At 68.4% G+C, this 14,299-nt stretch carries 11 protein-coding genes and 4 pseudogenes; 2 read left to right on the top strand and 13 right to left on the bottom strand.

Translation table 11 applies throughout. The features are described 5' to 3' along the window. Positions 1-56 precede the first annotated feature (56 nt). Positions 57-1,073 (top strand): DNA topoisomerase IB, encoded by a 1,017-nt coding sequence (locus AT701_RS09175; RefSeq protein WP_058125702.1) that lies wholly within the window; start codon positions 57-59, stop codon positions 1,071-1,073. Between the two features lie 3 nt (positions 1,074-1,076). Here the strand turns inward: AT701_RS09175 and AT701_RS09170 are convergent, their stop codons facing one another. The 10 genes and pseudogenes from AT701_RS09170 to AT701_RS09130 form a co-directional block, all read right to left on the bottom strand. Beyond that, positions 1,077-2,372, bottom strand: coding sequence for a UDP-glucose dehydrogenase family protein (locus AT701_RS09170; RefSeq protein ID WP_036452896.1), 1,296 nt, complete (start codon positions 2,370-2,372; stop codon positions 1,077-1,079). Beyond that, complete coding sequence (locus AT701_RS09165; protein WP_036452894.1) at positions 2,369-3,337, bottom strand: glycosyltransferase family 9 protein; 969 nt, start codon at positions 3,335-3,337, stop codon at positions 2,369-2,371. Before AT701_RS09165 ends, AT701_RS09170 begins: the two co-directional genes overlap by 4 nt. Continuing rightward, the gene (locus tag AT701_RS09160; RefSeq protein WP_036452893.1) at positions 3,328-4,020 is read right to left on the bottom strand and encodes an SDR family oxidoreductase; all 693 of its coding nucleotides are present in this window, start codon (positions 4,018-4,020) and stop codon (positions 3,328-3,330) included. The genes AT701_RS09165 and AT701_RS09160 overlap by 10 nt, the downstream gene beginning before the upstream one ends. A 16-nt stretch (positions 4,021-4,036) precedes the next feature. Then, entirely contained in the window at positions 4,037-5,062 is a 1,026-nt protein-coding gene (gene rfaE2 / locus AT701_RS09155) for a D-glycero-beta-D-manno-heptose 1-phosphate adenylyltransferase (RefSeq protein ID WP_223495464.1), read from the bottom strand. 115 nt (positions 5,063-5,177) lie between these two features. Beyond that, positions 5,178-5,366: pseudogene (locus tag AT701_RS35665) on the bottom strand (D-beta-D-heptose 1-phosphate adenosyltransferase); the annotation flags it as partial. A 25-nt stretch (positions 5,367-5,391) separates the two neighbouring features. Beyond that, positions 5,392-6,042 (bottom strand): D-sedoheptulose-7-phosphate isomerase, encoded by a 651-nt coding sequence (locus AT701_RS09150; protein ID WP_080628011.1) that lies wholly within the window; start codon positions 6,040-6,042, stop codon positions 5,392-5,394. Then, positions 6,039-7,061, bottom strand: a complete 1,023-nt coding sequence (locus AT701_RS09145) for a glycosyltransferase family 9 protein (RefSeq protein ID WP_081319432.1) — start codon at positions 7,059-7,061, stop codon at positions 6,039-6,041. Before AT701_RS09145 ends, AT701_RS09150 begins: the two co-directional genes overlap by 4 nt. Next, positions 7,058-8,563: an HAD-IIIA family hydrolase gene (locus AT701_RS09140; protein ID WP_058125701.1), complete on the bottom strand. Its 1,506-nt coding sequence runs from the start codon at positions 8,561-8,563 to the stop codon at positions 7,058-7,060. The genes AT701_RS09145 and AT701_RS09140 overlap by 4 nt, the downstream gene beginning before the upstream one ends. Beyond that, positions 8,560-10,173: a carbamoyltransferase family protein gene (locus AT701_RS09135; protein WP_058127581.1), complete on the bottom strand. Its 1,614-nt coding sequence runs from the start codon at positions 10,171-10,173 to the stop codon at positions 8,560-8,562. Before AT701_RS09135 ends, AT701_RS09140 begins: the two co-directional genes overlap by 4 nt. Before the next feature lie 9 nt (positions 10,174-10,182). Beyond that, the gene (locus AT701_RS09130) at positions 10,183-11,118 is read right to left on the bottom strand and encodes an NAD-dependent epimerase/dehydratase family protein (protein WP_080628009.1); all 936 of its coding nucleotides are present in this window, start codon (positions 11,116-11,118) and stop codon (positions 10,183-10,185) included. Positions 11,119-11,167: 49 nt separating this feature from the next. Between AT701_RS09130 and AT701_RS09125 the strand changes: the two genes are divergently transcribed. Further along, on the top strand, positions 11,168-12,064 hold the full coding sequence (locus AT701_RS09125; RefSeq protein WP_080628008.1) for a glycosyltransferase family 2 protein: 897 nt from the start codon (positions 11,168-11,170) through the stop codon (positions 12,062-12,064). Between the two features lie 5 nt (positions 12,065-12,069). Here the strand turns inward: AT701_RS09125 and AT701_RS35940 are convergent. The 3 pseudogenes from AT701_RS35940 to AT701_RS09115 all read right to left on the bottom strand — a co-directional run. Next, a pseudogene (locus AT701_RS35940) lies at positions 12,070-13,056 on the bottom strand (glycosyltransferase); the annotation flags it as partial. 56 nt (positions 13,057-13,112) lie between these two features. Next, positions 13,113-13,280 (bottom strand): annotated as a pseudogene (locus AT701_RS35995) (glycosyltransferase); the annotation flags it as partial. A 28-nt stretch (positions 13,281-13,308) separates the two neighbouring features. After that, a pseudogene (locus tag AT701_RS09115) lies at positions 13,309-14,280 on the bottom strand (glycosyltransferase). Positions 14,281-14,299: the final 19 nt, after the last annotated feature.

Here is a 14,299-nt window from a genome sequence, read left to right as displayed (position 1 = left end):
CTCCTGCGGGTTACCCGTGCCTACGCGGGCACTAAACGCGTCGCGAGCTGCTGATCATGCGGCTGCGTCGAAGCGTCGTCGACGGCCCCGGGATCAAGCGGATCCGCAGGGGCCGAGGCTTCAGCTATCGAAAGCCCGACGGGCAGGCGGTAACTGATCGCAAGGTGCTGCAGCGCATCGACGATCTCGTCATCCCCCCGGCCTGGAAGGCGGTCTGGATCTGCCCGCATGCTTCCGGGCACATCCAGGCTGTCGGCACCGATGTCGCAGGCAGGCGCCAGTACCTGTACCACCCGCAGTGGCAACAGGAACGCAGTGAGGAGAAATTCGACCGCGTACTGGAAATGTCTGCAGGGCTTCATGATTGGCGACAGCACGTGGCAGCCGATCTCGCCCGGCGAGGCCTGCGCCGCGATCGGGTGCTGGCGCTGGGGCTGCGTCTGCTCGACCTCGGATACTTCCGTGCGGGCGGTGAGAGATACGCCGAGGAGAACAATTCGTTCGGTATCGCGACACTGCAGTGCGAGCACGTGAGCGTGGGCCGCGACGGAGTGGAGTTCGACTATCCGGCGAAGAGCGGGGTACGGCGTACGTTGCTCGTCGAGGACGACGACGTGGTCCGTGCCGTGCGGGCCCTGCAGCGACACCGCAAGCGCGGGGAACGTTTTCTGGCGTACCAGGAATCGGCGGACTGGGTGGAGGTCCACGCCGACGACCTCAATCTTCGCTTCAAAGAGATGGTCGGTGAAGACTACACGGTCAAGGACCTGCGTACCTGGCACGGCACGGTGCTGGCCGCCGAGGCGTTCGTCGATGCCGATCCGCCGGTGGACCCCAAAGTGGTCAAGCGCGTCGAGTCGGCGGTGATGCGGGAGGTCTCCGAAGGGCTCGGGAACACCCCTGCGGTCGCGCGCAGTGCCTACGTCGACCCACGGGTGGTGCAGGCCTACCGCAACGGCATCACGATCGAGTCCGCGGTGCGCCGCGCCGCGCGCACGCGGTCTGCCGATGAGCGTCAGTCCGTGCTGGACCGCGCGACTGCCCGGTTGATCCGGAGGATGGCGCGCGGCTGACGCTCAGAACCCCGCGGGTCTGCCGTTGCCGAGGTATGTCAGACCGCGGGCCTTCACCGAATCGGGGTCGAGCAGGTTGCGGGTGTCCACCACCACCGCGCCCGGTGCCTGATCGGCGATCCTCGACCAGTTCAGATCGCGGAATTCGGGCCATTCGGTGAAGATGACGATGCCGTCGGCGTCCTTGGTCGCGAGGTAGGGGTCGTCCACCGCGGCCACCGAGGAGCGACGCAGCACGGCGTGGTCGATCATCTCCAGTCGCGGGTCGTAACCGTTGATCTGGGCGCCCGCGCGCGCCATCTCCTCGCACACCGCCAACGCGGGCGAGTCCCGGATGTCGCACGTGCCGGCCTTGAACGTCAGGCCGAGTGCCGCCACACGCGCGGTGGCAATGGGAGCGGACATGTTGCGCTGCAGCACGGCGATGATCCGAGCGGCCTGCGCGCGGTTGGTCGCACACGCCGAGGACACCTCGGGGAGATCGACGCCGTAGCGGCGACCGGTGTGCAGCAGCGCCGCGGTGTCCTTGGGCAGACACGATCCGCCCCACCCCGGGCCCGGTTGCAGGAAGTGCGGTCCGATCCGGACGTCGGCGCCCATGCACCGCACGACGTCGCCGATGTCTGCACCGGCATGTGCGCACAGCTGGGCCAGCGAGTTGGCATACGAGACCTTCAATGCCAAGAATGCGTTGCTGGCGTACTTCGCGAGCTCGGCGCTCTCGGGGCTCATGCGCATCGCCGTTTCCCGGGCCGTCTCGCCGTACACCCGAGCCACGACGTCTGCCGCCGCCTCGTCATCAGACCCGATCAGGATCCGGTCGGGGTGGCGGAAGTCGTAGACGGCGTGGCTCTCCCGCAGGAACTCCGGGTTGGACACCGCGTGGATTCCAACCTCGCGCAGCCGGTTTTCGACCCGGCGCGTGGTTCCCACCGGCACTGTCGACTTCATCGCGAGTACCGCTCCTGCCGCACCGACCCGCGCGACGCCCTCCACGACGTCGTCGACCGCGCGCAGGTCCGCCGACCCGTCGTCGCCGCTGGGCGTGGGAACACACACGAACACCACCTGGCGATCGGCGAGCGCCCCGATGTCACTGCTGAATCGCAGCGTCGCGTGCCGCAGTCCGGCCTCGAGCAGTTCTGGAAGACCGGGCTCGTCGATCGGTGTGATGCCGGAGGACAGTTGCCGCACGCGGTTCTCGTCGATGTCGATGCACACGGTGTCGTGGGAGCGCTCGGCGAGGCAGACCGCGGTGGTCAATCCCACGTAGCCGACTCCGACGACGCCCACCTTCACGCTCGCACCCCCAGAAGTTCTCGTGCGGCGTCGAGCACTCGGGGCACTGTGATCAGCAGCAGGCCGCTGTGCGGTTCCTGGCCGTGCGGATCGCCCCGGTCGCCGGCCCACAACGCCACGTGCGGTCCGTTCCCGCGCGGGCCCCAACGGCTGGGCGGGGTGGGCCCGAACAACAGCACCGAAGGCGTACCCGTGGCCGTCGCGACGTGGCCGACCCCGGTGTCGCCGCACACCAACAGCCGGCAGTCGCTGATCAGCGCCACCAGTCCCAGCACATCGAGCTTGCCTGCGAACAAGCAGGTTTCGGGCAGACCGGCGAGCTCGACGACCGAACGTGCGAGGTCTTCCTCGCTCGCGTCGCCGGTGACCACCACATCGTGACCGGCAGCGCGCAGAGCGCCCGCGACCGCGGCGAACCGCTCGACCGGCCACCTGCGCGCCGGGTACGCCGCACCGGGATGGATCACCACCACCCCGGAGAAGTCGTCATACCCCGCGGGTCTGGGCAACGCGAGATCCTCTGCATCGCAGTCGATGCCGTACCACTGCAGAAGATGACACCAGCGATCCACCTCGTGTAGATCGGTACGCCACGGCGGGCCGGACACATCCTGATACTCAGGATGGCGGTGGGTGAGCAATGTCCGGGGTCGCAGCGCCAGCAGATCCGCCGTGCTCTGCGGCCCGCTGCCGTGCAGGTTGACCGCGAGATCCGGCGGCCGGGGCCCGGGCCGCAGCCGCCCCAGTCCGTCGGTGGGCCGGACCTCGGTCACCGCGCCGGAGAGCATGGCCAGATCGGCGAACCGCTGCGGGGCGGCCAGCGTGACGACGGCGCCGGGAAAGGCACGGCGCAGGCCGCGCAGCGCGGGTATGCCCGTCAGCAGGTCACCGAGTCCCAGCGCCCGCAGCACGAGCACGTGCTCGACGGACGAATTCCACTGGGTTCCCGGTGAGGTCACGGCCATGATGATTCGGTGGATGCGCAGACGACCAGTTCCCGGATCTCACACCCGGCGGGCTGGGAGAGCGCGAACAGCACCGTCTGGGCCACGTTCGCCGGATCGTTGAGCTTGGCATCCGCCGGCGGCTTGTACTGCTCGTCCCGTCCGTCGAAGAACGCTGTGTGCATCCCGCCGGGGATCAACAACGTGACGCCCACCTCGCCCGCGAGTTCGGCGGCCAGCGCGCGGCTGAAACCCACGACGCCGAACTTCGACGCGCAGTAGGCGGTGGCGTCGCTCACGGCCTTGACGCCCAGCGTCGAAGCGCACGTGACGATGCGTCCCCCACTCGATCTGAGGTAGGGCAGCGCCGCGCGGACCACCGCCACGGTTCCCAGAAGGTTCACGTGGATCACCCGCTCCCAGTCCTTGACCGGGACATCGGCGAGCTTGCCGCACGCGTCGGTGCCCCCGGCGGTGAACACACCGTTGACCACACCGCCTACCTGGTCGGCCAGTGCGGCGACCGCGGTCTCGACAGCCCCGGTGTCGGCCAGGTCGACACAGCGGTACGGCACGTCCGCCGCGGGCGTGTTCCGGTCCAGGACGAGTGGTGTACCCCCCTGTCGGACAACGGCTTCGACGGTGGCAGCACCCAGACCCGACGCGCCGCCGGTGATGATCACGTTCCCGATGTTCGTGTTCATGTGACTCCCCCTCTTGTCATGACCGCATCGCTGCGATCAGATTCGACGATGAATAGCCCGCCACTGTGGGCAGCAGGACAACTTCCCCACCGTGGCGGCGTACGACTGCGGCCTCCGGCAGATCGGCCTCGGTGTAGTCACCACCTTTGACCCACACGTCGGGACGCAGGCGCTCCAACTGTTGTTCGGGTGAGGACTCGTCGAAGATCACCACGGCATCCACGCACGCCAGTGCCGCGAGGACCCGCGCACGGTCCACGTCGGCCATCACCGGGCGGTCAGGACCTTTCAGCGCCCGCACCGACGAGTCCGAATTCACCAGCACCACGAGGGCGTCGCCCAGTTGGCGCGCCTGGTGCAGCAGCCGCACATGGCCGGTGTGGAGCAGGTCGAAACAGCCTCCCGTGGCCACGAGACGTCCGCCCCTGCTGCGCAAGCGATCTCGTATCTCGGTCACGTCCCCGATGACCGCGGTCGCTTCTCCCGCGGCGCCCCGGTATCCGCCGCACTCGGCCGGACTCGACACCCCCACCGCACCCCCTGCGGCCACGAACCTGCCGGCGGCCTCGACGGCCGCGGTGACCACGGGCACGACGGCATGCCCGTCGGCGAGTGCGAGCGTGGCAGCGACGGCGAAGCGATCGCCCGCGCCGCACGTGTCGGATCGTCCCGATGCGGCCATCACGGTGCTGGGCACCGCCACCAGCACCGTGCCGTCGTCCTCCGTGGCGACCATCGCTCCCCGTGAGCCGAGGGTCACACACACGGCGTCGGCCTGCCACTGTTCGCGCATCGTCTCGGCCGAGCGACCCTGCGCCTCGGCCTCGTTGGGGGTCACGAGCCGGCATCCCGGCACCGGTGGCGCACCGCGCGGATGGGGATCCCACACCACCGGCACCCGCGCGGCAACGTCGCCGAGGATTCCGCGGATACCGGCGTGCGCCGTGACGCCGCGGCCGTAGTCGGCGACGCATATCGCCCGCGCCTGGTGCAGCACCCGCGTCCTGAGCGGGAAGCTCGTCGTCGGCGGCCGTGCCGTCACCGTGGTCCAGACGCAGCATCGACTGTCCGACCGCACGGATCCTGGTCTTGCACACCGTGGTTCCCTTCAGCGGCAGTGAGACCACCGCGACGCCCGCGCGCTCCAGCAGGCCGCGAAGGCGACGGCCGTCCTCGTCGTCGGCGAGCGCGGTGACCAGCACGACGTCCGGTTCGCCTCGCGCGGCGAGCATGGCCGCCAGGCCCGCCCCGCCCGGTCGGTGCCAGACCCGCTGGGCGTCCACCACGGGCACCGGCGCCTCGGGACTGAGCCGTGTCGCGGTTCCTTCGACATCCACGTCGAGCATGCAGTCCCCGACGATCACAAGCGGGTCACCGCGCATCACGCACCCCCAAAACCCCTCCGCTCATGGGCAATACGCCGTCGAGCGCGATACACAACGCATGGACCAGCAGCAGGTGGATCTCCTGCACGGTTGCTGTGTTGGGCGCCTCGACACAGATCGCGTCATCGCACATCGCCGCCAGCGGGTTGGGTGCGGGCCCGGTCATGGCCCACGTGGTGAGCCCTTCGGCGTGGGCGGCCTTGACCGCCGCGAGCACGTTCGGGCTGGTTCCGCTGGTCGACAGGGCCACCAGCACATCGCCTGGGCGGCCGTGCGCGTGTACGCCGCGGGCGAAGATCTCTTCGGCGCCGTAGTCGTTGCAGATCGCGGTGAGCGCCGACGTGTCGGCGTGTAACGCGATGGCCGACAACGGGACCCGTTCGTCACGGAACCGTCCGACGAGTTCGGCGGTCAGGTGCTGGGCCTCCGCGGCGCTGCCGCCGTTACCGCAGGCCAGTAATCGGCCTCCGCCGGTGAGGATCTGCGCGAGGTGTCTGCCCCACCGGGTCAGGCGCGGGGTCTCGCAGTCGATTCGACCGACCGCGTGTCCGAGTGCGGCGACGTGGTCCCCGATCGGGCCTATCCCTGCCGAGGCAGTTGATGTGGGGTTGATCACCTTGCCCACCGCTTCTTTCATCGTGGTCTCCCTCCCAGTCGTTCGACCGCGTCCACCAGTTGGGTGTCGGTGATGCCGTCCAGGCACGGATGGCCGGGCACCGGGCACTCGCGGGCACGGGTCTGACGGCACGGCGCATTCTGGTCACCGAGCCGGATGACGTTGCGCGCGTATGGGCTCCACTGCGATGCCGGCACCACCGGCGCGAACAGTGAGACGATCGGGGCGCCGACCGCGGCCGCCAGATGCGCCGGCCCGGTGTTCGGTACGACGACCGTCTCGGCGTGCGCGAAGACCGTGCCCAGCGTGGTGAGCGTCGTGGCGCCACCGAGGTCGACCGCGACATCGCCTGCGACCGCGGCTGTCAGATCCCGTTCGCGGTCGTCCCCGGTGACCACCACCCGATGGCCTGCCGCGTGCAGCGCGCGGACCATGCGTGCGCTGCGTGAGGCGGTGGGCCTGCGCGCCGGAACCGCGGCACCGGGGTGGAACACCACGAATGGGTCGGGTCCGATCCGATCGGCGAGCTCACGTGGCAGCCCGGGTGCCGTGCGCACCCGCAGTGACCCGTCGTCGCCGGCGGGTAGGTCGAATCCGGCTGCCCGCGCGAGGGACAACGCGCGTTCCGGTTCCGGTACGCCCGGCTCGACGTGGTGTCGCAGGTTCAGCAGAGTTCCCGGATAGTCCTCGCTGATGGCGCCGATCCATGGCACCCCGGCCATTCGGAACAGCAGCGCCAAGGGCAGCGGCGACTGGTGAAATGACGTGCAGATCAGCGCACGCTCGGGCGTCAGATCGCTTAGCTGCTTGACCAGCGCCTCCACATGACCGGCGGTGAGCTCGGGGGAGTCGAAGTCCACCCATGGTGCCTGCCACTCGATGACATCGTCGACACCGGGCAGCATCTCGGCCGCGGCGCGGCCTCGCGGACCGGCCAGGAACGTCACCGAGTCGTGGGCCGCCGCGACGGCCCGTACCGCAGGACCGGTGATCAGCACATCACCGGCACTGTCGAGTCGCGCCACCACCGCTCGGGTCATCGGGCCTCCTTGAGCACCATCGCCACCGCCTCGGTCAACGTCGACGCCACGCGTGCCCGCTCACGCGCATGTGAAACCTCGTGCGGCAAGGTTTTCCCGGTGGGCACCAGGACCGCTCGGGCGCGGGCAGCCAGTGCGGCTTGCACGTCGCCTCCGGTGTCGCCGATCAGCACGCAGCGGTCGGGAGGTACACCGAGCGCCTCGGCGGCGGCCAGCACCATGCCGGGCCGGGGTTTGCGGCATTCACACCCGTCGCCTGCGTCGTGCACACAGATCTGCCAGGTGTCGAACGGCCCGAGCAGTTCGTCGACGCGCGCGTTGACCTCGGCCAACTGGTCCGTGTCGATCAGCCCTTTTGCGACCCCGGACTGATTCGTCACCACCGCGAGCAGTATCCCGTTGGCGCGCAGGCTGTTCAACGCGTCGTCGGCCCCGGCCACCGGAACGACACCGCCGGGATCGTTGAGATACGGGACGTCCTCGATGATCGTGTCGTCCCGGTCCAGAAGCACCGCGAGCGGTGGATCACGACGTGCGGCACGGTGGTCCCACTCCCCGCGCAGGCGGTGATACACCGCTACCGGTGGGATCAGGATGCTGGTCACCAACATCCGCGCCGCTTCGCCGACCGTGCGTTGCCCGGACAGGAACCGGCGCAGCGCGAAATCGGCGGTCAGGGCGCACCACGCTATGCGGCCCCACCGCGACACCTGGCGGTCGCGCGCGGCGAGCGCGGTGCAGGCCGCCACGGTCGTCGCGATGTGCGCGGACAGGCGGCCCCGGCCCTCACCGATGGCCGGTCGCCAGCCCTTGCCGTACTTGCGGTGCAACAGGGCATCGTCTCGATTGCCGACCTGTGCACGCACGCTGCTTGCCCACCTCGCCCGTGCCACGGGATGTGTCGAGCGGCGACCACCCTGCACGATGGCCTTCCCCGACAACGTGATCCGAAGCCCCAGATCGGAATCCTCGCGGTAGGCGCGGGGAAAGCGCTCGTCGAACCCGCCGACCTCGACCAGCGCGGATCTGCGATACGCCATGTCGGCGGTGATCCACTGCGCGGTCTCAAGCCGCTGCGTTCGCCGCTCGTCGTCGGAGACGCGTCGCCCGGGCCGGACCGGAACACCGATGATCGCCTGCGAGCCGACGGCCCCGGTGGCGTCGGCGGCCGCGAGATCCTCCGCGAGCGCCGCGGCCCAACCGGGATCAGGGCGCACGTCGTCGTCGAGGAAGCAGATCCAGCGGGCGTCGGCACGGCGCCACCCGGCATTACGCGCAGCGGCGGGCCCGCGGCCTCCGCTGCGCACCACGGTGATCGGAAGCTCCGACGTGATCAGCAGGGGTGGAACAGCTTCCGCCCGGTCGTCGACGATGATCACCGCCTGCGGTGTGACACCAGGAGTGTTCACCAGATCCCTCTCCAGAGCCGCGATCAGGCGCTGCAGGGTGGGCCGTCCGATGGTGGGGATGACGACAGCGAAGTCCGGACCGGTCGAGCTCAACGAGGCCTCCGTACGAGGAACGGGCCGATCGCGAGCACGTCGATGGGTGCGCTGCCGAAGCATTCCAGGGCGTCGCGTGGAGTGTCGACCATGGGTCGGCCCGCGGTGTTGAAACTGGTGTTGACGATCACCGGCACACCGGTGCGTTCGGCGAATCTGCTGATCGTGGCGTGCAGCAGCGCATCGTCGTTGTCGACGGTCTGTATGCGCGCCGTGTTGTCGACGTGGGTGACCGCGGGGATTTGTGCCCGCCACTGTGGGGCCACGTCGTGGACGAACAGCATGTACGGGCTGGGAAGCGGTCCCCCGGAGAAGATCTCGGCGGCGCACTCGGCGAGCACCATGGGTGCCACGGGGCGGAACTGCTCACGGCCCTTCACAGCGTTGAGACGGTCGAGGTTCTCCGCGCGACGCGGGTCGGCCAGCAGCGACCGGCGGCCCAGCGCCCTCGGCCCGAACTCGGACCGTCCCTGGAACCATCCGACGATCCGATCCTCGGCCAGTGCGTCACCTACGGCGGCGGCGAAGTCGCGTGGACGTTCGAACGGCACAGCGGCTTCGGTGAGCACCGCCTCGATCTCGTCGTCGGAGAAGCCCCGGCCGAGCGCAGCCGTCGGCATCGGTGTGATCGGTTCGCCGGCCTCGGCGGCCAGCGACAGCGCCGCCCCGAGCGCCGTACCCGAGTCCCCCGCCGCCGGTTGCACCCACACGCTGCGGAAACCTCCGCTGTTGTAAAGCTTGGAGTTCGCCACGCAATTGAGGGCGACTCCACCGGCGAGACAGAGATTTTCATGGTCGGTGCGGGCGCGCAGCCACTGCACCAAATCGAGCAGGACCTCCTCGACGACGCACTGGACGCTGCACGCGAGGTCGACACGGTCATCCCACTCCGTGCCATACCGATCCCAGTCCACCGGTTCGGTGCGGAAACCACCGTCACCGGTGGCGCGGACGAGTTCCCGGAATTCGTCGACGAAACGTGGCCTGCCGTAGGACGCCATCGCCATGACTTTGTACTCGTCGCTGGACCGTTTGAAGCCCAGATGCTGCGTCAGGTCCTCGTACAGGAGGCCTAGGGAATGCGGCAGGTCCTGCGTGGCCAGGATGTCGAGTTTGTTGTCGGTGTAATCCCCCATGAGCATGGATGTCCGCTCACCGCGGCCGTCGACCACCAGCACCGCGCAATCGGGGTGGGGTGAGGCCAGCGCACTCGAGGCGGCGTGCGCCACATGGTGCCGGACATACCGCACCACATCGGGATCGAGTCCCGGCAGGGCGGATTGCAGGAAGCGCGGCGCCCGTTCGGCATACAGCGTTCGCAGGTACTCCCAGTCACGGTCAAGGCCCGCGAGGTCGGTGCCCTGCCCCTGCATCAGCCGGGGATCATAGGAGTACCCAACAGCATCGAGATCCGATGGCGACAGGCCGGCCTGTTCAAGGCACCAACGCGCCGCCTGTACGGGGAGTTCCCACGTCGAGAACGCGACTGCCTCCTTGCCGTGTTTACGCCTGCTGAACCGTTCCTCTTCGGCGGCTGCGACGATGTGGCCGTCGACGACCAGCGCGGCGGCCGGGTCGTGGAACACCGCATTGATTCCCAGAATCCGCACGTCCATCTCCTAATGTTGTTGCACAGAAAACCATTTGAGCGTTCTCGCAAGCCCTTCGCGGCATCCGATCTTGGGTTGCCAGCCGAGTTGTTCTCTGGCGGCGGTGATGTCGGGGCACCGTCGTTGCGGGTCGTCCTCACCGAGGGGCAGGAACTCGATGGACGACGCACTGCCCGCCAGCTCACGCACGGTCTCGGCGATCTCCAACACCGTCATCTCGTGGGGATTGCCTATGTTGAGTGGTCCCGTGCAATCGGATTCTGCGAGCGCGATCAATGCGTCGACCGTGTCGTCGACGTAGCACAGTGAGCGGGTCTGCCGTCCCGTGCCGTGCACCGTGATCGGTTCCCCGCACAGTGCCTGCCGGCAGAACGTCGGCACGACGCGCCCGTCGTCGCCACGCATCCGCGGCCCGTAGGTGTTGAAGAGCCGCGCGACTCCGATGTCGGCGTCCCTGGCGCGTTGGTATGCGAAAGTCAACGCTTCGGCGAACCGCTTGGCCTCGTCGTAGACGCTCCGCAGCCCAACAGGATTGACGTTACCCCAATAGGTTTCGCGCTGCGGATGTTCCAAGGGATCGCCATAGATCTCACTGGTGGAGGTCAGGATCAAGCGGGCGCCGCAGCGTTCGGCGAAATCCAGCGCATTGGCGGTGCCGAGTGAACCGGTGCGCAGGGTCTGTACCGGCATGCGTTGGTAATCCACCGGTGAGGCCGGTGATGCCAGATGGAACACGGTGTCCACAACGGGCACGTCCGTCAGCGGGGCGCTGATGTCGTGGTGGACGAAGGTGTACCCGCTTCGTCCGCTCAGGAGGTCGACGGTGCTCGGGGCGCTCGTCGACAGGTCGTCGACACAGAACACTTCGAGGCCGCCGTCGAGCAGCCGTTCGCACAGATGGCCGCCGAGGAATCCGCCTCCTCCGGTGACCAGGACACGCTTCATTTCATGCACAGCGGTTTACCGATCGTCGTCGCGGGTAGCTCGCGGGGTTATGGATGAGAGTGCGTTGCAGCAGAAGATGTCGTTCGTGATCGCGAGCCGGAACCGCGCACCGGAACTCTCCCGCGTGGTGCAGCGCCTTCTGGATACCACTGCCTGCCCGATCATCGTGGTGGACAACGGGTCCGATGACGACTCGGTGAAGGTGGTGGGTCGTGTCGCCGCCCGGTCGGCGGGCCGCGTCGCGGTGATGGGGCTCTCGTCGAATCTCGGCGCGGTCGGGCGCAACGTCGGCGTCGCGGCGTGCCGCACACCCTACGTCGCCTTCTGTGACGACGATTCGTGGTGGGAACCGCAGGCTCCGGCACGCGGCGCGCAGATGTTCGACCGGTATCCCACGCTCGCGGTCCTCGCGGGCCGCACCGAGGTGTGGCCGCAGCGCCGCGAGGATCCTCTCGTCGAGCAGTTGGCCAACAGCGCCCTGGGACACCGCCACGACCTGCCGGGTCCCTCGATCCTGGGGTTCCTCGCGTGTTCGGCAATGGTCAGGAAAACGGCGTTCGAGGCCGCGGGCGGATTCAGTGAGATCCTGCACTTCCGCGGCGAGGAGCGACTGCTCGCACTGGATCTGGCTGCGCTGGGCTGGGATCTGTGTTACTGCGCCGAGCTGACGGCCATCCACCAACCGTCGCAGCAGCGGCCGACCACCGCGGCGCAGGACGCTCGCAGTCTGCGTAACGACGTGCTCACCACCTGGCTGCGCAGACCCGCGCGGAACTGTGTCGAGGCCACCGCGTCGCTGCTGCGGGCGGCCGCACACGACACCGAGCACGCGCGTGCGGCGGTCGAGGCAGTGCTGCGTCTGCCCGCGGTGATCACCCACCGCAGGCGACTGCCGTCGTCTGTCGAAAGTGCGCTCGCCGTTCTGGAGCGCGACCGTCAGCGCTGACACGCTCACCCCAGCGACGCGCTCGGCGCATCGGACCGCTGGTAGCCCGACGGTCCGATGCGGTCGTAGATTCGCAGGGTGTCCGCGGCGATGCGGTCCCAGGTGTAGCGCGACCGGGCGCGGTCGCGCCCCGCAGCGCCCAGGCTCTGCCGCAGGAACTCATCGCGCAGCAGACCGTTGAGCGCCTCGGCCACCCGGTCCGGCCGCTTGGGTGTCACCAGGCGGCCGGTCACGTCGTGTACGACGGTGTCGAGCATCCCGCCGACGGCGGAAGCCACCACCGGTGCTCCGCACGCCATCGCCTCCAGCGGCACGATCCCGAATGGTTCGTACCAGGGAGTGCACGCGACCACATCGGCCGAGCGCAATACGGCAGGCATGTCCTTTCGAGCCACCGCTCCGTACATCTTCACCCGGTCGCCGACCCCGAGTTGGCGCGCCAGTTCGCGCAGTCGGCACGCTTCAGGGTCGCTGTCGAGGCCGGCCCGGTCCGGTCCACCGACGATGACCAGTTCGGCGCCGGGAACGCTCGGCAGTGCTCGGATGACCACGTCGAAACCCTTGCGCGGCACGAATCTCCCGACACTGACGATTCGATGCAGCTCTCCGCGGGGGGCTTTCGGCCCGTCGGGCCGGAACAGCTCGACATCGACACCGCATGGAACGACCGACGTCTGCGAACGCGACCGGCCCAGCCTCATGAGCTCGAAAACCTCGTCGGTGCACGTCGCGGCAACCCACGTGGCGCAGCGTGCGACCATCGCCTCCAACTTCAACCGGTCGGGCGGGCTGGTGTCCTTGGCGCCCTGGTAACGCCGTTTCACGACGCCCAGGGCGTGGAAAGTCTGGACGGCGGGCAGGTTGAGGTGGCGTGCCGCGAGCTGGGTGGCGACGCCGGACATCCAGAAGTGGGCGTGCACGACGTCCGGCCGGTCGGCCGACCAGCACCGGTCGAGGTACCGCGCGAATCCCCCATGTATTGCAGCAATTCGTCTTTGGGTATGGGCTCCGCCGGCCCGGCAGGCACGTGATGGACGCTGTACCCGTCGGGGGTGACGATGCGCTCGGGCAGATCCGGGTCATCGCGTCTGGTGTAGACCGCCACCTCATGGCCACGGCGGCTCAACGCCGCCGACAGCTCGGCAACGTGTACATTTTGACCTCCTGCGTCGACGCCGCCGAGAGCCGCGAGCGGGCTGGCGTGCTCAGATACCATCGCAATCTTCATTCACCACTCCTCGAAGTCACCGGCAGAATTCGGCGATCAGACGGTCCCAGTCGGTGAGGAACCGGTGGAGGCCGAAATGGACCAGTGCGTATTCACGGGCCGCTTTGCCCGCAACAGCCGCCGCGGACGGGTCGTTCACATATCTCCGGAGTGCGGATCCCAGCTCCTCGACATCCGCGCTCACCACACCCGCGTCCGCAGGCACCACCATCGGCACCTGCGTGGTACCGACGGCGACGATCGGCATGCCGACGAACATCGCCTCGAGCAGGGACAGCCCCAGTGAGGTCCACCGCGCCGTGTGCACATAGACGTGCCGTCTCGCGATTTCGTGCAGCACCTGTGGATGTCCCACGTCGCCGCGTCCCCGCACCGCCCCGAGCCGGCCGTCGATGTTGAGCTCCGCGCTCCCGATGCCCCAGACGTCGATGGGAACGTGCGTGCTCAGTTTCGCGAGCAGATCGGTCCCGACTGTTCGCCAGCGCCGTATCGGTTCGTTGATCATCGTCGCCGCGGCACCGATCTCCGGGCTGAAAAGGTTGCCGGGATCGGCGATTCCGTGCGTGATCACGCGCGTCGGTGCGATGCCGGTGTCCCACATCAAGCGGTTGTAATCGGTCACGTGCACCACAGGGATGTCACAGCGTTCCGCAAGCGGATGCACAGCATCCACGGCGTAGGGCCGTGGCGCATTGTGCTCGACATACACCGCGGGAATGTCCATTCCGGGACGCCGACCGAGAAATCGTTCGACCAGTTCGATCTCCTCGGGCCGCTGCAGGACCACGAGGTCGACGTCTTCCTCACGCAGGCGATCGAGTGAGACTTATTGCGCGGCAGGCCAATTACGACCGCACAGGCCACGCCCGTGTGCGTCGCCCGCCGCGTTGAGCGGGATCAGATAACGGTGGCCGCCCGAAACGAACGATTCCATCCAGGAACCGTGCACATGCCAAGCCAAGATCGACCGCAACCGGTCTGAAGTCATGAGACCGGGCGTACCCGGG

Origin of the sequence: Mycolicibacterium smegmatis, from assembly GCF_001457595.1 — a bacterium.
Lineage (GTDB): Bacteria > Actinomycetota > Actinomycetes > Mycobacteriales > Mycobacteriaceae > Mycobacterium > Mycobacterium smegmatis.
Note: the sequence above shows the minus strand (reverse complement) of the source record. Positions and strands in the feature narration are given on the sequence as shown.

Excerpts from the sequence above, each read along its gene's own strand:
- AT701_RS09165 (WP_036452894.1), bottom strand. The coding sequence starts at position 3,337 with ATGGCCGTGACCTCACCGGGAACCCAGTGGAATTCGTCCGTCGAGCAC.
- AT701_RS09175 (WP_058125702.1), top strand. The coding sequence starts at position 57 with ATGCGGCTGCGTCGAAGCGTCGTCGACGGCCCCGGGATCAAGCGGATC.
- AT701_RS09130 (WP_080628009.1), bottom strand. The coding sequence starts at position 11,118 with ATGAAGCGTGTCCTGGTCACCGGAGGAGGCGGATTCCTCGGCGGCCAT.
- AT701_RS09125 (WP_080628008.1), top strand. The coding sequence starts at position 11,168 with ATGGATGAGAGTGCGTTGCAGCAGAAGATGTCGTTCGTGATCGCGAGC.
- AT701_RS09150 (WP_080628011.1), bottom strand. The coding sequence starts at position 6,042 with ATGAAAGAAGCGGTGGGCAAGGTGATCAACCCCACATCAACTGCCTCG.
- AT701_RS09160 (WP_036452893.1), bottom strand. The coding sequence starts at position 4,020 with ATGAACACGAACATCGGGAACGTGATCATCACCGGCGGCGCGTCGGGT.
- AT701_RS09145 (WP_081319432.1), bottom strand. The coding sequence starts at position 7,061 with ATGACCCGAGCGGTGGTGGCGCGACTCGACAGTGCCGGTGATGTGCTG.